The organism is Streptococcus parasanguinis, from assembly GCF_016648925.1.
GTDB lineage: Bacteria > Bacillota > Bacilli > Lactobacillales > Streptococcaceae > Streptococcus.
Map to the genome: position 1 here is coordinate 14073 of NZ_JACLQX010000002.1, position 20143 is coordinate 34215.

Annotated in this window: 12 protein-coding genes; 8 read left to right on the plus strand and 4 right to left on the minus strand. The window is 44.3% G+C overall.

The window, feature by feature from the left end; genetic code table 11:
- Positions 1-51 precede the first annotated feature (51 nt).
- From H7T97_RS00940 to hutI, 3 genes are all read right to left on the minus strand, one after another.
- Positions 52-2160, minus strand: a complete 2109-nt coding sequence (locus H7T97_RS00940) for a surface-anchored 5'-nucleotidase (protein ID WP_195424388.1) — start codon at positions 2158-2160, stop codon at positions 52-54.
- A 520-nt stretch (positions 2161-2680) separates the two neighbouring features.
- Positions 2681-5065, minus strand: a complete 2385-nt coding sequence (locus tag H7T97_RS00945) for a phosphoketolase family protein (RefSeq protein ID WP_201089002.1) — start codon at positions 5063-5065, stop codon at positions 2681-2683.
- Positions 5066-5356: 291 nt separating this feature from the next.
- Entirely contained in the window at positions 5357-6604 is a 1248-nt protein-coding gene (gene hutI, locus H7T97_RS00950) for an imidazolonepropionase (protein ID WP_201089004.1), read from the minus strand.
- Positions 6605-6803: 199 nt separating this feature from the next.
- Here hutI and H7T97_RS00955 point away from each other — a divergent pair, with 199 nt between their 5' ends.
- The 8 genes from H7T97_RS00955 to hutG all read left to right on the plus strand — a co-directional run bounded on the left by H7T97_RS00955 (position 6804) and on the right by hutG (position 16958).
- Positions 6804-8834 (plus strand): urocanate hydratase, encoded by a 2031-nt coding sequence (locus H7T97_RS00955; RefSeq protein WP_003005205.1) that lies wholly within the window; start codon positions 6804-6806, stop codon positions 8832-8834.
- Between the two features lie 82 nt (positions 8835-8916).
- Entirely contained in the window at positions 8917-9816 is a 900-nt protein-coding gene (gene ftcD / locus H7T97_RS00960; RefSeq protein WP_003008641.1) for a glutamate formimidoyltransferase, read from the plus strand.
- A gap of 11 nt (positions 9817-9827) precedes the next feature.
- Positions 9828-10457, plus strand: coding sequence for a cyclodeaminase/cyclohydrolase family protein (locus H7T97_RS00965; protein WP_003018741.1), 630 nt, complete (start codon positions 9828-9830; stop codon positions 10455-10457).
- A gap of 35 nt (positions 10458-10492) precedes the next feature.
- Positions 10493-12166, plus strand: coding sequence for a formate--tetrahydrofolate ligase (locus tag H7T97_RS00970; protein ID WP_201089006.1), 1674 nt, complete (start codon positions 10493-10495; stop codon positions 12164-12166).
- A gap of 15 nt (positions 12167-12181) precedes the next feature.
- On the plus strand, positions 12182-12760 hold the full coding sequence (locus H7T97_RS00975) for a HutD/Ves family protein (RefSeq protein WP_201089008.1): 579 nt from the start codon (positions 12182-12184) through the stop codon (positions 12758-12760).
- Positions 12761-12781: 21 nt separating this feature from the next.
- Entirely contained in the window at positions 12782-14125 is a 1344-nt protein-coding gene (locus tag H7T97_RS00980) for an APC family permease (protein WP_006595663.1), read from the plus strand.
- A gap of 215 nt (positions 14126-14340) precedes the next feature.
- On the plus strand, positions 14341-15882 hold the full coding sequence (hutH, locus tag H7T97_RS00985; RefSeq protein WP_049474093.1) for a histidine ammonia-lyase: 1542 nt from the start codon (positions 14341-14343) through the stop codon (positions 15880-15882).
- An 83-nt stretch (positions 15883-15965) separates the two neighbouring features.
- Complete coding sequence (hutG, locus tag H7T97_RS00990; protein ID WP_024054987.1) at positions 15966-16958, plus strand: formimidoylglutamase; 993 nt, start codon at positions 15966-15968, stop codon at positions 16956-16958.
- 142 nt (positions 16959-17100) lie between these two features.
- Here hutG and H7T97_RS00995 read toward each other — a convergent pair whose 3' ends face one another.
- Positions 17101-20037: an AAA family ATPase gene (locus tag H7T97_RS00995; protein ID WP_049486237.1), complete on the minus strand. Its 2937-nt coding sequence runs from the start codon at positions 20035-20037 to the stop codon at positions 17101-17103.
- Between the last annotated feature and the right edge of the window lie 106 nt (positions 20038-20143).

The window sequence follows — 20143 nt, forward strand, 5'->3', positions numbered from 1 at the left end:
CGTTTCTTTATAGAACGGACGTTTTTTAGGGTAAGTTAACGGATGAAGAACTTAGCCTTCGCGTTTTTTGCTGGCTACAAAGCCTGCTAAAGCTAGTGAGGTCATGCCAAAGAGGCTAAGGACGGTTGAAGCCAATTCTTCTTGACCTGTTTTTGGAAGACCGGTTGCTGGTGTAGCAACTACTTCCGCTTGACCACCTGTATGATAAGTGACAGCGACTGGTTTGTTTGTTGCCACTTCTTTTGTTTCGCTTGCAGCTGGTTGAGCTGGGCTTACTGGGCTTTCAGGTTGAGGAGTTGGGGTAACAGGAGACACTGGAGCTACAGGATGAACTGGATTTACAGGACTTACTGGATCAACTGGCGCTGGCTGTGGTTCTGGAGTTGGTTGAGGTTGTGGTTGTGGTTCTGGAGTTGGTGTTTCTTCTTCCACTTTTTCCACAAAGGTCTTATTGCCCAAGATTGAAGCAGACAACTTCTTCCCTGCCTTATTCACATCTTCGATGTATTGGATAAAGACTTCCGTATCTGGATTAATGGCACCGATCAATTTTGTATCGCGGAAGACTGAGAAGCCATCTCCGCCACCATACAAGAAGTCGTTGATAATCGCCTTGTAGGTCTTGTTGCGATCAATTTCAGTTCCATCTGCCTTGTAAGCTTTCACGACCTTATATGGATTTTCTTCTGTTGCATCAGCTGGTTTCGTATAGGTGTACTTGATCCCTGCCATTTGCAAGAAGTAAAGCTCTTTCTCATCATATTGTTGGTCCAATGCCTTGTAGATTTGGTCTCCAGTAATTTCAACTACTTGAAGGATATTTCCAAATGGTTGCACCGCTTGAGCTGCACCCCAAGTGACTGTTCCGTCTGGTTTCACCACGAGGTCTGCACGGATTCCTCCATTATTGGTGAAGGCAAAGTCAACATCTGGATAACCTGATTTTTTGGCAATATCTAGTTGCGCTGCTGTGACCAAATCTCCAACAGCACTTTCTTTTTGCGCATTCAACTCACGGGTAATATTTTCAGCCTTGTCTGCTGTACCGATTTTTGCTTCTGTTACCTTTTTAACCGTCGCATTGGCGTCATCGATGATCGCTTGAACCTTGGCATCTTTTGCTTTGCCTTTCGATGGATCCACCGCAATAATTTTAGCAGTTGGAGCTTTGACAAAGTCAGCTGTATCTGTATCTAGGACCCCACGGACATCCGAGTAAGCTTTCCCTTGAGAGGTACCTTGAACGATCAAGGTATTTCCAACCATCCCGTTTGTATATTGGTGGTTGTGACCTGCAAAGACGATATCCACTGAGTTTTCAGGATAGATTTGGTTTAATTTTTTGATCATATCTGCAGCAGGACCTTCTGCTACACCATTCTTACTAGTGGCAGCAACGTGGGCCAAGACAGCGATAGCATGCACACCTTGGTCATTTAATTCACGCGCATATTTAGCAATCGATTCTGCTTCATCCAAAACACGGTATTGTTCGTGATTTTTACGCAAAACAAGATTTGGGAATTCTGTCGTAACAACCCCGATAAATCCGACCTTAACGGTCTTGTCGTTGACTGGGATTTCTTTGATGGTATAAGGTTTCCAGTCAAATGGGATTTTATTGGTATCTTTGTCAACCAAGTTGGCAATTACAACTTCTTGTTTTGAAGCTTCATGAGGATACTCATCGACGATCTTATTGAATTGACCAGGTGTTGGGGCTTCTCCCTTCATGATCCGGTTGAATTCACCAAGTCCTTCGTCAAACTCGTGATTACCAAGAGTTCCGTATTCAAAGTTCATTTCATTGAAGACTTTTACAGTTGGTTCATCTTGAAGGAGGGCAGAGTTGGCTGGACTAGCGCCAACCATATCTCCCGCTTGCACACGGATGCTGGCATTAGGCGTTCCTGCATTCTCTGTTTCAAAGTCTTTTTGCGAATCGTTCAAATAGGTTGCCAAAAGTGGGGCTGTTCCTGCGTTTTTCACAGTTTCACCTTCTAAACGAGCTGTCCCTGTTTGTTCCAAGGCACCGTGGAAGTCATTGACGCCCATAAACTGCACGGGCAATTCGTCTGCAAAAACGCTATTGATCGCAAAAACACTAAGACCCGCAGCGACCGCTAGGATACTGCTTTTCAGGATAATTTTTTTCTTCATAGAATACTCCATTTTCTAATGTAGGATACTTCTCCAAAAAGGAGAACGCAGAACAGTTGATTTGCTGCAATCAGCTCTTCCATTTTACTATTTTTTCGTTTTTACTTCAATATTTTCCTGGAAACTCTTGCAATTTTATTTGAAAACGCTTGATTTCCGAACATCTATTCTCATCCTCTTACTTTTGTTACTTGCTGTTCATCACAAAAAAAGCCGGATTGCTCCGGATATTTAGAATGTAGACAAACTATTTTAAAGTTAAATAAGTAAAGCGATTCTGCAAAGAAATAAAAATGAGTTCCAATTTTTAAATCGATTCAAAAAAATGCCGAAACTTTCCGCTGTGAGAAAAGTGACTGAAACAATAACGTTTCAGGCACTCGGAATTATTGAGACCCTAGGCTCAATAATTAGTCATGGAACTTCGAAGAAGTTCGCTGACGTCCGTACTCACCTAAGGAAAGTTTTTAATATGACTTTGTCTTAAATCTGAAAAGCCGGATTGCTCCGGCTCTTTTTCTTATTTATTCACGTTTTCCCATTTCCAGTTTTGAACTTCTGGAATGTCGTCTCCGTTTTCACGGATGTAGTCATGGTGGAAGGCGATTGTTTCATCCATCTTCGCTGCAAATGCGCTTGCTGCATCTCCAAGAGCTGCATTAGCTGCATCTTGTGCCAAGTGGAAGCGATCCAACTCAGACATCACACGCATATCAAATGGTGTGGTGATATCCCCGTTTTCACGGTAACCATGTACACGAAGGTTATGGTTGTGACGGTTGAAGAAGATATCACGGATCATGCCTTCATAACCATGGAAGGCAAAGATGACTGGTTTATCAGTTGTGAAGACTTTGTCGAACTCTTCATCTGAAAGTCCACGCGCATCAACGGATGGGTGACGCAATTTCAAGATGTCGATAACGTTGACAAAGCGGATCTTCAATTCTGGGAAGGCTTTGTGCAAGATTGTGATGGCTGCAAGAGCTTCTAAGTTTGGCTCTGTACCTGCAGCTGCAATAACAAGATCTGGTTCTTCATCTGCTGAAACAGTTGAAGCCCAATCGATCACCTTGTATCCTTCACGAACCAATTCTTCTGCTTCAGCTGCTGAGTAGAATTGAGGACGTGGGTGTTTAGAAGAAACGATCAAGTTGATCACATCTTCTCCCTTGAAGGCTTGGTCCATCACTGCAAGCAAGCTATTGGTATCTGCTGGCAAGTACTCGCGGATATATTCAGGAGTTTTTTCTGCCAAGTGAGTCAAGATACCTGGATCTTGGTGAGTGTAACCATTGTGGTCTTGTTGGAAGACCGTTGAAGTTGCAATCAAGTTCAAGGCTGGGTAGTTTTTACGCCATGTTGTATGTGTCTTAGACTTACGCAACCATTTGAAGTGTTGAGTAATCATAGAATCCACGACACGAAGGAAGGATTCGTAAGAAGCGAAAAATCCATGACGACCTGTCAAGACATATCCTTCAAGCATACCTTCTGCTTGGTGCTCTGACAATTGAGAGTCAATGACACGTCCAGCTGGGCTCAAGGCTTCATCGTAGTCAGGTTTCATACGTCCTAACCATTGACGGCTTGTACGAGTGAAGACTTCTTGAAGACGGTTTGATTTGGTTTCGTCTGGACCGAAGATACGGAAGTTATCTGGGTTCGCATCTACCAAGTCTGCCGCATACTTACCAAATTCGATCATGTCTTGAGCCATGATTTCACCTGGTGTGTTGAATTGAAGGGCATGTTTCTTCCAATCAGCTGTGTTCATTGGTTTGATCACACCAGCATTTGTGATTGGGTTCATCGCCATGCGACGGTCACCTTTTGGTGCAATTTCAGCAATTTCAGGAACTAGTTTACCAGTTTCGTCGAACAATTCAGCTGGATGGTAAGATTCCAACCATGAAAGAAGGGCATCGACATGCTCCATGTGGTGAGCATCTACTGGGATTGGCACTTGGTGAGCACGGAATCCACCCTCGATTGGTGTTCCTTCCCATGCTTTTGGACCAGTCCAACCTTTAGGAATACGAGCAATCAAGACAGGGTATACTGGTTGAGTTGCTTCTTCAGCAGAACCTTTACGAGCTTCTGCTTGGACTTTCTTGATTTCTTCAATTGCTTCGTCCAATTTTTCAGCGAACAAAGCGTGGGCAGCTTCATGGTCTTCTGAAATTGCAGTGACATTCGCAAAGATTGGTTTCCAACCAAGACCTTCAAAGAAGAGGGCCAATTCTTCGTCTGTTTTGCGTTCGAAGATCGTTGGGTTGTGGATCTTCCCACCATTGAGGTAGAAGATTGGAAGGATCGCCCCATCGTTGACTGGGTTCAAGAAGGTATTTGACAACCAACCAGCCATCAATGGACCTGTTTCACCTTCACCGTCACCGATAACTGTGGCAGCAATCACATCTGGATTATCCAATACAGCACCTGCAGCGTGAGAAAGGGCATAACCAAGTTCTCCACCTTCGTGGATAGATCCTGGTGTTTCAGGCGCAGCGTGAGAAGCAATTCCTCCTGGGAATGAGAAGATCTTACACAAGTGTTTGAAGCCTTCTTCATTTTGTGGGATATTTGGATTCAATTCAGTATAAGAACCATCTAAGTATGAGTTTGATACCATTACTTGTCCACCGTGACCTGGTCCTTCAATGTAGAACATATCCAAGTCGTATTTGTTGATGGCACGGTTCAAGTGAGCATAGATAAAGTTTTGCCCTGGTACAGTTCCCCAGTGTCCGATTGGGTGAGCTTTCAAGTCATTTTCAACGACTTCGCGCTTCAACAATGGGTTATCTTTCAAGTACATTTGAGCAGCTGAAATGTAGTTGGCTGCACGCCACCAAGCGTCTACTTTATCCAAGTAAGCTTTGCTGTTATAATCGACAGTCATCTTGTCTCCTCACAATTTCTAGACAGGTCAGTTGAACAACCTGTTCATTTTATTAATAATTTAAACAATCTGTTTTCCAGTCAAACAGATGATATTGAAGAAAATATTCAATATTACTTCTATTCTATCAAGAATTTCCCTTTTTGTACATTAGAAAGTAAGAAAAATATTCTTTGAACATCAAATTTTAATTTTCTACTAAAGTGGTCCTATTCCCTACAGGGATAGGTTTTAAAAAAAGACTTTGCTGATTTTTGCAAACCAGCAAAGTCCCAAATGAAATGGAGGAGGTTAAATGACTTTTTGACCTTTCTTGTAGACATCTGTCACGAGATTTGTCGCAAAGAAATAGAAGAGATAATCTAAATTTGGTGCATCAAAGATGGTAATGTCAGCCTGTTTGCCAACATCGAAAGAGCCGATTATTTTAGCACGATCAACTGAATAGGCCGCATTGATGGTCACCGCATTGAGAATTTCTACTGGAGTTAGACGCATCATGAAGCAACCCAGATGCATGGCAAACTGGAGATTGGCTGTCGGACAAGACCCTGGGTTGCTGTCCGTTGTTAGGGTAATGGCCATGCCAGCATCCAACATCTTACGAGCCGGTGCATAGGTATCTTCCATGAGGCTGAAGGTTGTAGCAGGCAAAAGATTTCCAATCACTTTTGCTGCAGCTAATTTTTGAATGCCTTCATCGGTAATCACCATCAAGTGTTCTGCACTAGTAGATTCCAATTCAGCCGCCACATCAACACCACCAATGGATTCGATTTCATCGGCATGGATCCGTAGCTTGAAGCCCATCTCCTTAGCCTTTGAAAGAAGATAGCGAGATTCATCTGCTGTAAAGACACCTTTTTCACAGAAGATATCACAGAACTCAGCTAGCTTTTCTTCCTTCACTTTGGGAAGCATTTGCTCCACAATGAGATCTAAATATTCTTGGGAACGGCCCTTGTACTCTGTGGGAATCGCATGGGCTGCCATAAAGGTTGATACCAGATCAATTTCATGATCCCGATCCAATGCAGCCACAACATCCAACTGGCGTTTTTCAGTTTCCCAATCCAAACCATAGCCACTCTTGGCTTCGACAGTAGTCACCCCATGACGCAACATGTAATCCAACAGTCGTTTGGACTTGTCATAGAGATTGTCAAAAGAAGCTTCCCGTGTCGCCCGAACCGTGCTCAGAATTCCACCGCCTTGGGCGAGGATGTCTAAGTAAGAAACACCCGCTAATTTTTTCGCAAATTCATGTTCACGACTGCCTCCATAGACCAAGTGGGTATGGCAGTCAATCAGGCCAGGAGTCGCAACTTTTCCTTCACAGGATTTCACTTCCGTATGGTCATCAATCAGTTCTGGATCTGGTTGACCTGTCCCAACTGCAAGAATTTTTCCATCCTTAATAGCGATATAAGCATCGGAAAGGATTTGCGCTTCTGCCATCTCCTTGCCATAGAGAGGATGACCCAGATCATTCGGACAAAACAATTGGTTAAAGTGGGTTAATAGGATATCAGCAGACATATGAAACATTCCTTTCTATTTCCATTGTTATTCATTTTACAATTCTACAGGAAAAGCGTCAAAAAAAAGTCAAAAAGTTTTTCCCTCATTTTTTTTTGCTTTATTAAAAATTATATTTTTTTTTGACTCTTTATTGACGTTTCTTCGATACAATAAAGAAAATATAAATTCACAGTCCAACTATAAGGAGGGTTCTGCTATGTCATTTATAGACGAGAAAGAAATTGCAGCTGCTATGTCTGTCAAACTTGACTTTGATGTCCTACCTGAAAAGGCGACTTTTCAAGAAGGCATCCGTCGTGCACCTGATAGAGGCTTCCGCTTAACGCAAGCTCAGACTGAAATTGCCCTTAAAAATGCTTTGCGTTACATTCCTAAAAAATTCCACCAAGAGTTGATCCCAGAATTTCTGGAAGAACTAAAAACGCGTGGTCGGATCTATGGCTATCGCTTCCGTCCAAAAGATCGCATCTATGGAAAACCAATTGATGAGTACAAAGGAAAATGCACAGCTGCTAAGGCTATGCAGGTCATGATCGACAACAACTTGAGCTTTGAAATTGCTCTTTATCCATATGAATTGGTCACTTATGGGGAAACAGGATCTGTCTGTGCCAACTGGATGCAATACAACTTGATTAAGAAATACTTGGAAGTTATGACAGAAGACCAAACCTTGGTGGTTGAATCTGGTCACCCTCTAGGCCTCTTCAAATCGAAACCAGAAGCTCCTCGTGTCGTCATTACTAACGGTCTCTTGATTGGTGAATATGACAATATGCGCGACTGGGAAATCGCTGAAGAAATGGGAGTAACCAACTACGGTCAGATGACGGCTGGTGGCTGGATGTACATCGGTCCTCAAGGGATCGTTCACGGTACTTTCAACACCCTTCTCAATGCTGGTCGTCTTAAACTCGGTGTGCCTGATGACGGCGACTTGACCGGTAAACTCTTTATTTCATCTGGTCTCGGTGGAATGAGCGGAGCTCAAGGGAAAGCAGCTGAAATCGCAAAAGCGGTTGCCATCGTTGCAGAAGTGGACCGCTCTCGGATCGAAACTCGTCACTCTCAAGGCTGGATTAGCCAAGTGACAGATAGCGCCGAAGAAGCTGTGAAATTGGCTCAAGCAGCACTGGAAGCTGGTGAATCCACTTCGATTGCCTACCATGGTAATATCGTAGACTTGCTCGAATATGTCAATGAACACCAAGTTCACGTTCATCTCTTGTCTGACCAAACCTCTTGCCACAACGTCTATGATGGTGGCTATTGCCCAGTTGGCATCAGCTTTGAAGAGCGGACACGTTTGTTGGCAGAAGACAAAGAAACCTTCCATCGCTTGGTCGATGAAACCTTGGCTCGTCACTTTGCAGTGATTAAAGCTTTGACGGCTAAAGGTACCTACTTCTTCGACTACGGTAATGCCTTTATGAAATCTGTTTACGACTCTGGCATCAAGGAAATTTCTAAGAATGGCTTGGATGACAAGGACGGCTTCATTTGGCCATCTTATGTAGAAGATATCATGGGACCTATGCTCTTTGACTATGGATACGGTCCATTCCGTTGGGTCTGCCTCAGCGGTAAACATGAAGACTTGATTGCAACTGACCATGCAGCCATGGAAGCGATCGATCCAACTCGTCGCTACCAAGACCGCGACAACTACAACTGGATTCGCGATGCGGAAAAGAACCAACTGGTGGTTGGTACACAAGCACGTATCCTCTATCAAGATTGTATGGGCCGTGTCAACATTGCTTTGAAATTCAATGAACTCATTCGCCAAGGCAAGATCGGACCGGTCATGATCGGACGTGACCACCACGACGTATCTGGTACAGATGCTCCATTCCGTGAAACATCAAACATCAAAGATGGTTCGAACGTCACTTGTGACATGGCGGTTCAATGTTACGCTGGTAACGCTGCTCGCGGTATGAGTCTCGTTGCCCTCCACAACGGTGGTGGTACTGGTATCGGTAAAGCCATCAACGGTGGATTTGGTCTCGTTCTAGACGGTAGCCACCGGATCGATGAAATCATTAAATCTGCCATTGCCTGGGACACTATGGGTGGGGTTGCTCGCCGGAACTGGGCACGGAATAACCATGCCATTGAAACAGCGATCGAGTACAACCGTCTCCATGCAGGAACAGACCACATCACCATTCCGTATCTGGCAGATGAAGATTTGGTCAAAGAAGCCGTTCAAAAATTGTTTTAACATCAAAAAATAAAAACTGAGAAAGGGGAGGAAATACAAAGACTCTTCCTCCCCAACTTCTCCTATAAAAAGAGGTAATCATATGGCAAAAATTGTTGAGTGTATTCCAAACTTCTCTGAAGGACGCAATCAAGCTGTGATCGACGGATTAGCAGCAACAGCAAAAAGTATTCCAGGTGTTACGCTGCTGGACTACTCGTCTGATGCCAGCCACAACCGTAGCGTCTTTACACTCGTTGGGGATGAAGAAAGCATTCAAGAAGTGGCTTTCCAATTGGTGAAATACGCTTCTGAAAACATCGATATGACCAAGCACGAAGGCGAACACCCTCGTATGGGGGCAACAGACGTTTGTCCATTCGTTCCGGTTAAAGATATCACTACAGCTGAATGCGTTGAGATCGCTAATAAAGTGGCCGAACGCATCAATCGTGAGTTGGGTATTCCAATCTTCCTTTATGAAGATGCCGCAACTCGTCCAGAACGGAAGAACTTGGCCAAAGTGCGTAAAGGACAATTTGAAGGAATGCCAGAAAAATTATTGGAAGAAGACTGGAAGCCAGACTACGGTGAACGCAAGATTCACCCAACTGCAGGGGTTACAGCTGTCGGTGTCCGTATGCCACTCGTTGCTTTCAATATCAACCTTGACACAGACGACCTAGAGATTGCCAATAAGATTTCTAAAATCATTCGTGGATCAAGCGGTGGATACAAGTACTGTAAAGCGATCGGCGTCATGCTAGAAGATCGCAACATTGCCCAAGTCTCCATCAACATGGTCAACTTGGAACAATTCCCATTGTATCGTGTTGTGGAAACCGTTCGTTTCGAAGCACAACGCTACGGTGTTCGCATCATCGGAACAGAACTTATCGGACTGGCTCCTGCTAAGGCTTTGATCGACTCTGCTGAATACTACTTGCAATTAGAAGACTTTGACTACAGCAAACAAGTCTTGGAAAATCACTTGTTGGGTTAGAAAGGGGATCTATGAAACTAGTTGACTTAAGTATTACAGAGTTTGCCAAGGTCCTTGGTTCAGATGCTCCAGCTCCAGGTGGTGGTTCTGCTGCTGCCCTATCCGCTGCGAATGGGATTTCCCTTACAAAAATGGTCTGTGAACTGACCATTGGAAAGAAAAAATACGCAGAATTTGAAGACCACATCAAAGGGGTTCACGAAAAAAGCGCTCACCTCCAAGACCAGTTACTAGAAGCTATTGACAAGGATACAGAAGCTTTCAATGTCGTATCAGCTGTCTTTGATCTTCCAAAAGAAACGGAAGAAGAGAAAGCTGCTCGTCGTGAAGCCATGCAAAAAGCTTTGAAACACGCAACAGTATCTCCTTTCTCTATGATGGAGCTCATCGTTGAAGCGCTTGAAACCACCAAAGAAGCTGTTGGCAAGTCCAACACCAATGCAGCTAGTGACCTAGGGGTAGCTGCTTTGAATCTTAAAGCTGGCCTTCAAGGTGCTTGGCTCAATGTCTTGATCAACATTTCAGGAATCAAGGACCAAGACTTTGTCCAAGAATACCACGGTAAGGGACTCAAACTCCTCCAAACCGGTTCTGATCTTGCAGATAACATTTACCAAACCATTTTAGAAAGTCTATCTTAAACCTAGCAAATAAAAATAAAGAAAGAAGGGATTCTATGGTTTTATCGGATATTGAAATTGCCAATTCTGTCCAAATGAAGCCCATCACCGATATCGCTGCTGAACTTGGATTGACCGAAGACGATATTTCGCTCTACGGAAAATACAAGGCAAAAATTGATAGCAACCAACTGGAACAACTCAAGGATAAGGAAGATGGAAAGCTGATCCTCGTGACAGCCATCTCACCAACACCTGCTGGAGAAGGAAAGACAACCACCTCTGTTGGCTTGGTCGATGCTCTTTCAGCTATTGGTGAAAAAGCCGTCATTGCCTTGCGCGAGCCTTCTCTTGGCCCTGTCTTTGGGATCAAGGGTGGAGCTGCCGGTGGCGGGTACGCCCAAGTGGTTCCAATGGAAGATATCAACCTTCACTTTACCGGAGACTTCCATGCCATTGGGATTACCAACAACTTGCTTGCAGCCTTGATTGACAACCACATCCATCACGGCAATGAGTTGGGCATCGATTCTCGTCGCATCACCTGGAAACGGGTGGTCGATATGAACGACCGCCAACTCCGTCATATTGTCGATGGTCTTCAAGGAAAAACAAACGGAGTTCCTCGTGAAGATGGCTTTGACATCACCGTGGCTTCTGAAATCATGGCCATTCTTTGTCTCTCAGAAAATATCCTTGACCTCAAAGAACGCCTCGATCGCATCATTATTGGGTACAACTACCAAGGACAACCAGTCACAGCTAAAGACCTCAAGGCTGGAGGTGCTATGGCAGCCGTCCTCAAAGATGCCATCCATCCAAACTTGGTACAAACCTTAGAACATACTCCTGCTATCATCCACGGCGGACCATTTGCCAATATTGCTCATGGCTGTAACAGCGTGCTGGCTACTAAACTAGCTCTCAAATATGCAGACTATGTTGTGACAGAAGCTGGTTTTGGAGCAGACTTAGGTGCTGAAAAATTCATTGATATCAAGTGCCGCATTGCCGGACTCAAACCTTCTGCCGTAGTCCTCGTCGCAACCATCCGAGCCCTCAAGATGCATGGTGGAGTCGCCAAAGCGGACTTGGCTACTGAAAATGTCCAAGCTGTTATCGATGGTCTGCCAAACCTAGACAAACACTTGGCCAACATCCAAGAAGTCTATGGCTTACCTGTGGTCGTTGCCATTAACAAATTCCCACTGGATACAGAGGCAGAGCTAGAAGCTGTCTATGAATCTTGTAAGAAACGCCATGTAGATGTGGTTATTTCAGATGTCTGGGCACATGGTGGTGCTGGTGGACGCGACCTAGCTGAAAAAGTCATTCAACTGGCTCAAGAAGAAAACCACTTCTCTTATGTCTATGACCAAGAAGACAGCATCGAAACGAAATTGACCAAGATTGTTACAAAAGTCTATGGTGGTAAAGGAATTAGCTTAACACCAGCAGCCAAACGCGAACTTAAAGAATTGGAAGCTCTTGGCTTCTCAAACTACCCAATCTGTATGGCCAAAACGCAATACTCCTTCTCAGATGATGCGAAGAAAATGGGAGCACCAAAAGATTTTACTGTTAACATCAGCAATCTCAAGGTAGCTGCCGGAGCTGGCTTCATCGTGGCTCTCACGGGTACCATCATGACCATGCCTGGCCTACCAAAAGCACCTGCCAGTGAAAAGATTGATATCGATGCCCACGGCAATATCACTGGTCTCTTTTAAGAAAGAAGGCGTCCTATGGTGACTCTCCTTCATCTTACCCCCGCAGATTATCAAATTTCTACCTGGTCCGGTGGCCAAACCACCCAACTCTTTCTCTCCCCAGAGGGAGGAAGTTATCCAGATCGGACTTTTGACTTCCGCCTCTCCACTGCAACGGTGGAGGTTGAAAAAAGTAACTTTACCGATCTCACTGGCTACCACCGAATCTTGATGCCCTTGAATGCCTCCATTCGACTCAACCATCAACAGAAAGAAGTGGTTTTGAACCCCTTTCAAAGCTACTTCTTTGATGGGGGAGATCCTGTATCTAGCCATGGGACTTGTCAAGACTTTAATTTGATCTACAAACCTTCTTATCAGGGGCATATGAGTGCTGTATCCCCAAAAGAGAGTGTCAAAAGTCAGAGTCGCTATCAATTGATCTATGCTCTCTGTCCGCTAACACTAAAATGGGGAACCAATCATTCTCAAATCCTCCAAACTCACGAGCTCCTGGTGATCGAACAACCATCTCCCCTTCAAGAGATGACAATCACGTTTTTACCCCATCAGTCTGGGGAGCAACCGATTGCTATCTGGACTGGACTACAATAATGTTCACAAAGGAGAAACATTATGAACGGAGCACATAAACAGTCGATTGAGGAACAAGAAAAAGCGAAATTCAGCTTTAGCGGTGCCACTCTTTACGGTATCAACGCCGTAATCGGATCTGGTATCTTCCTCCTTCCTCAAAAAATTTATTCTGGCCTCGGACCAGCTTCTCTAGCTGTCATGTTCGGGGTTGCCATTCTCGTCATGCTACTATCAGCCTGTCTGGCTGAAACAGCTGGCTACTTCGACAAAAACGGTGGAGCCATGCAATACTCAAAAGCCGCTTTCGGAGACTTCGTTGGCTTTAACGTTGGGATTCTCGGTTGGGCCGTTACTGTTATCGCTTGGGCTGCCATGTTAGCCGGATTTGCTAAGATCTTCATCATCACCTTCCCAGCATTTGAAGGCTACAACCTTCCGATCAGTATCGGTATGCTGATTCTCTTGAGTCTGATGAACATTGCCGGTCTGAAAACCTCTAAGATGTTTACTCTGACAGCTACTGTTGCAAAATTAATTCCAATTGTCCTCTTCTCACTCTTTGCCATCTTCTTCATTCCCGGTGGCGTGAGCAAGGGCAACTTCACACCTTTCCTTCAATTGGAAAGTGGAACAAACCTCTTCAGTTCTATTTCTAGTACAGCCGTCTACATCTTCTACGGTTTCATCGGATTTGAAACCATGTCTATCGTTGCAGGGGAAATGCGCAACCCTGAAAAGAACGTTCCCCGCGCTATTCTAGGTTCTATCAGTATTGTATCTGTTCTCTACATGTTGATCATCGCAGGAACAATCGCCATGCTTGGTGGTCGCATTATGCAAACTGGTGCACCAGTACAAGACGCATTTGTCGAAATGATTGGCCCTATCGGAGCTCCACTCGTTTCTTACGGAGCCCTCATTTCAATCGCCGGTCTAAACATCGGTGAATCCATCATGGTCCCTCGTTTTGGTGCCGCATTAGCAACTGAAAAACTCTTGCCAGAAGGGCTTGGAAAAACAAACTCTAAGAATGCCCCTGTCATTGCCATTATCATTTCTGGTATCTTCGCCTTCTTACTCTTGTTATCTGGCTCTTTCGAAACATTAGCAACCTTCAGTGTTGTCTTCCGTTTCTTCCAATACATTCCAACTGCTTTGGCAGCCATCAAACTCAGAAAAATGTACCCAGACAAAAAGGTTACCTTCCGAGTTCCATTTGGTCCTGTTATCCCAGTTCTAGCTGTTGTCATCAGTATCTTGATGATTGCAGGGGACAACCTAATGAACTTTGTTTGGGGTGCCATCGGTCTCGTGATCGCAAGTGGACTCTACTTTGTTTTCCACGGTGATAAACTACATAAATCTAAAGCCCTTCCTCACTAATTTTCTTTACACACTAGATGGGAACAGAGACGGGAGCGAAGCTCAGTTTTGCTCCCTAGCCCATCTAGGACTCCTCGAATGTCAAACCTGAGCCCTTTTCTCTATGACTCTTTTCAATTTTTTAGATCAATAGACAATGGGCCCATGTTTGGTATTCAAACCGAAGTAAACAACACTACTTCCACAGAACAACTATTCATAATCGGAGGTTTTATATGACTCAATTGATTCATTTAGATGGTAATAGCTTAACACTCGAAGAAGTCATCGCTGTAGCTCGGCACGGTGCCCAATGTGAGCTTGATGAACAAGCCAAAGAAGCCGTTATCGCATCCCGTAAAATCGTTGATGACATTGTCCGAGAAAAACGAGTCGTCTATGGTGTAACCACTGGCTTTGGTTCCCTCTGTAATGTCAGCATCTCTCCAGAAGATACTGTTCAACTGCAAGAAAATCTGATCCGGACTCACTCATCTGGCTTCGGTGATCCACTTCCTGAAGATGCCGTTCGTGCCATCATGCTGATCCGTATCAACTCACTCTTGAAAGGTTATTCTGGCATTCGTCTGTCAACTGTTGAAAAACTGTTAGAATTGCTCAACAAAGGAGTCACTCCTTATATCCCTGAAAAAGGCTCTCTCGGAGCTTCTGGAGACTTAGCACCACTTGCTCATATGGTTTTACCAATGTTGGGTCTTGGACGCGCCTACTACAAAGGAGAACTTCTCAGTGGTCAAGAAGCCTTAGATCGTGCTGGAATTGAAAAGATCCAATTAGCTGCCAAAGAAGGGCTTGCCTTGATCAATGGTACGACTGTCCTAACCGGTATCGGTGCTCTTGCGACTTATGATGGTATCCAATTGCTCAAACTCTCTGATATCGCTGGTGCTCTCTCAATGGAAGTTCACAATGGAATTACCAGTCCATTCGAAGAAGACCTTCATTCCATCCGCCCACAAAGTGGACAATTGGCAACTGCTCGCAACATCCGTAACCTCCTTGAAGGAAGCAAGAACACAACAGTTGCGACTCAACAACGGGTCCAAGATCCTTATACACTCCGCTGTATCCCTCAAATCCACGGAGCCAGCAAGGATTCTATTGCTTACGTAAAAGAAAAAGTTGAAATCGAAATCAACTCTGTCACAGATAACCCAATCATCACCAAAGAAGGCCACGTCATCTCCGGCGGGAACTTCCACGGTGAACCAATGGCGCAACCATTTGACTTCTTAGGCATTGCCCTTTCTGAAATTGGGAATGTATCCGAACGTCGGGTGGAACGCTTGGTCAACAGCCAACTCAGCAAATTGCCATCCTTCTTGGTTAAACACCCTGGACTCAACTCAGGCTTCATGATTACCCAGTATGCTTGTGCATCCCTTGCATCGGAAAATAAAATCTTGGCTCACCCTGCTAGTGTCGATTCTATTCCATCTTGTGAAAACCAAGAAGATTTCGTCAGCATGGGAACGACTGCCGCTCGTAAAGCAGCAGAAATTCTTAAAAACTCCCGTCGCATCGTTGCTACTGAAATCATGGCAGCTTGCCAAGCCTTGGATCTCAAACCAGAAAATCATGAACTTGGTAAAGGGACAAAACCAGCTTATGAGCTGATTCGTCAAAAACTGAACTTCATTGAATTTGACAAAGATATCGAAATCTTTGAAGAACTCAATAAAGCATCTGCTGTTGTCGAAAGCGAAGAATTCTTAGCAACCATCGAAAAAGCAGTTGACTTACGGATTCAATACTGATACAGTAAGGATAAAGCAAAAACAGAGGCTGGCGATCTTCTCAGCCTCTGCCTGCTTTCAGAAAAATAAGGGAGGCGACAAGCTTGCTCACAAACTACTATCCAATGACCTACAGCTACTACCAAGGTAGTATCGAGGACAATCCCTACACGGCCAAATGGGGAATGGTCACCAAATTTTTAGACCTAAACGACGAGACCCTCACTCCATTTGAGGGGATGACCTTTGGGATCATCGGCTTTAAGAGCGACAAAGGAGTCTATATCAATAATGGGCGCGTAGGAGCGGTCGAGGGTCCTACAGCCATCCGTTCTCAAATCGCTAAACTTCCATGGCACTGGGGAACCAATGTGACAGTGTATGATGTGGGAAATATTGACGGGCCCAACCATTCACTAGAAGAACTCCAAGAAAGTCTCTCACAAGCGATCCAGCGCATGTACCAATTAGGGATCCAACCCATTGTCCTAGGAGGCGGTCACGGAACTGCTTACGGCCACTATCTAGGGATTCAATCCAGTTTAGAAAAAGATGAACAACTGGCTGTGATCAATCTGGATGCCCACTTTGATTTGCGACCTTACGACCAAACCGGTCCCAATTCTGGAACAGGTTTTCGTCAAATGGCTGATCATGCTAAAGAAAAAGGCCAGGACTTCCCTTACCTCATTCTGGGGATCCAAGAGCACAATAATAACCTCTTCCTCTTTAATTACGTTGCTAAAACACCAAGCATTGATTTTTTAACTGGCCAAGACCTCTTCCAGATGAGCCACCAAGCCATTCTGGATCGAATCGATCAATTTTTAGAAAACCAAACCGCGATCTATCTGTCTATTGATATGGATTGCTTTGCGGTCGGCTCTGCTCCTGGTGTTAGCGCCATCCAATCACTTGGTGTCGATCCTAAACTAGCCCTCCTGCTTCTCCAACACATTGCTGCCAGTGGTAAACTAATCGGATTTGATGTCGTGGAAGTTTCTCCTCCTCATGACATTGACAACCATACTTCAAACCTTGCTGCGACCTTTATCTTTTACTTGACACAAATATTGGCGCAACAAAAACTGAACTAAGAAGATTTCTACACACATAAAAAGCATAGAAACACCCATTGCTAGGGTATTTCTATGCTTTTCTTCATTTTCAGGCACAATGATCTTTGCCTAAAAGGAGGATAGGCCGCTTAGTCCTCTCTTATGATTTAGGCAAGAGACACTACAGATCTTTTAATTTCTTAAGAAACTGACGATCTCTGTAGGGATTCAAGTGTTGCTCTGCCACCTTCTTGTAGTAATTCTTATCTTCTTTCAAGAAGGTGCTCAGGGCAGGAGCGAGCTCTTCTCCTTTCTCCTTTTGATCAGATAAGTAAGCTAATAGATAATGAACCATCCCCTTATCCCGTGAATTAGCAGATGGATTCATCGTCCTTTCTTTTCGAGCCAGATAAGCCGCAACCTTCTCCTGATCCCCTTGCTGACAGGCGATCAAGGATTGATAAAATTCGAGCAATTCTTCCTTCCAAGGGAAGCGAACACTGGACAAAATTTTCTGAGCTCTGTCAAAACAGAGGCGAGCTTGGATCAAATCTCCCTTCCAATAATAGGCGATCCCAAGATCAATATCAAAGACGACACGGACGGAATCAACAGCTTGATCCCCCACCAAACGCAGAACCTCTTCTAAGTGGGTGACCGCTACTTGGAAATGGCCCCTAATTTGCTCGATTTCAGCGAGGTAGGCCAAAGAAGCTGCAATTTGAATGGCATACTTGGCCTGCATGCTATTGGTCAAACTAAAGCAATCAATAGAGCGATACAGATGCCGAGTCGCCTGCTCCTCATCCCCAACCATCAGGTGATACAAGCCCTTCAAACGCAACTGGATCGCGATGACCTCATGATTATTGGCTTGGATGGCATCTTCCAGAGCCAAATCTGTATAATAGGCCATCTCAGAGATATTTTCAGTTTGAATGCAATAATAAATGATTTGCCGATAACCCTCTAAGAGGAAGTCGGATTGCTTGAGTTCCCGCGCATAGGAGATGACTTTTTGGATATCATGAATCCCCTTTTGATACTCCCCACTTCGAATAAAATAGCGACCTTCTAGGTACAAGTAACGCAGTTGTAAATGCTTGTATTCTCTATCTCTTTGGTGCCTTGAAAAGAGGTTATCTAATTCTTGGCGAATGCGGGATAGCTCTCCAAAAATGTCCAAATGGCTATTTGTACCATCTGATAGGAACCCCTCATCTACCTTGGAATAAATCGGAAACAGCTCATGCTCCAGCTGAAGGATTTCTTCTAAATAGGTCAACTCAAAAGATAAGGAACGCAAAAGATTTTGCGATCGCTTGTATTGGTAGGCAATTTCCTTATAAAGAAGAAGGTCCGTCGAATCTTCTAAAGTTTCTTCCAATTTTTGCGCAATTTGTTGGTGGAAGAGCCGCCGTCTAGCTGGCGAAAGAAGATGGTAAAAGTACATGGCTACCAATTGCTTGCAAAATTGAACCAAGAGAGCCTCTCCTTCTTCTACAATTGAGACGATCGCTCTTTCAGATAAAGGCTCAATTAATTCTGTCAAAACAGGAAGCTCTGTAGCCGTCAATTCTGCCAAGATAGACAGAGAAATTGGCTTATGAAAACAAGATAGGTAGTGTAGAAGGGCCTCTTCCTCACTGCTCATGTCCCCGAGTTCCTGAGAAAGATAAGCTTGAATGATATCCGGCAAGGGCTCTAAATTTTCATTTTCTTTCCACTCTTCGATATAGCTGGACAGCAAGAACGGACTGCCTTCACTCCATTCGACCATCTGCTCCATCACTGCCGGCTCTATTGCTCCCAGTTCCCCTTTCAAGAGAGCACGACTTTCACTAGGATCAAAATTGGTCAACTCTAGTTGAGACAGCCGTTTCTCTACCTTTAAGCTCCCCAAGAAGTTGACGAAGAAAGCTGGCAGAGGCTCTTCAGCTGTAAAAATCAGTTGCCATTTCTCCTGGTTTCTTCTCTCCTCTAGTTGTTTCACTTTTTCTAGAGACACTGCATCGATCCACTGGGCATTTTCAAGCAGAATCAGGAGCGGTTTTTCTTTGCTAAGGATCTGAAGCTGATTCCATACCGAAATGAGATCATCCTCCTCTTCCAGAAGGGAAATCCCCATCTCATCCCCCAGTTTCTCTAGAGCTTGTCTGAGATCATTCCAGGTGCTTCCTTCGTAGCGTTGACTAGTAGCTTTTCCTTCCGCCTTGATAAAGTTAAAACTGCGATTGGACATCAAGACTAACTGCCGCAAGAGACGTTTCTTACCTGTTCCAGATTGCCCCATCACGAGAAACGGTCCTACCGCTTCACCTGTCTCGACTAAGGAAAGGTATTCCTCGAGTTGCGAGAGTTCTTGTTTCCGACCAAAGAAAGAAAGTTCACGAATATTCAAGCGATTGGTCAGTTTATGAGTTCGTTTGGCTTCCAAAACGGAGTGATAAAGTTCCTCAATCGCTCGACTGGGACGCACACTGAGCTCGCGATCCAATAAATCGACTAGCTTATAATAGGTCTCGAAAAATTTTCCTAGCTGGTGATGGAAGCTATAATACTCCATCAAGAGCTGGTAGTTTTTCTCTTCATATTCATCCAATTCTACCAAATGATGGAGCAAGAGTTCTATACTAGGGTCTCCGAAACCGACCTTTTCAATTTTTTGATAGCAGCTTTCGACATAAAGCTTCCTATAAGCATCCCGTTTTCGAGAAGCCCACTGATCAAAGTCTTCATCATCCTTGACATAGAAGCCCTCTAAAAAGTCTCCCCGATAAAGATCCAAGGCACTTAGTGGATCTCTTTCAAAGAGTTTGACATCCAAAGAAAGGCTCAAATCAGGATTAAGGGCCAAACTGCTCCGACTTGGAGAGACAATGATATCTCCTTCAAAGATTTTATTGGCTTGGTAAACCGTATTCCGTAAGTTTTTGCGAGCTACTTGGTTTTCCTTATCTCCCCAAAGGATACCGGCGATTTCATCGCGGTTGACCTGGCCCATGACTGCCAAGTAATAAAGCAAGGCCTCCATCTTCGAGAAAGAAAAGCGAATATCTTTCTGATTGAAAACAACCTTAGGGGGTCCAAATAACTTTAACGTGAGATCTTTCTTCATTGCAAGCGCCTCCAAAAACTTCATATTAATACTATAAAAAAAAAGTTGGCTTTTAGCAAGTAATTTATCCAAATAAAAAGAGACTGAGAACGATTCTTTCTCAATC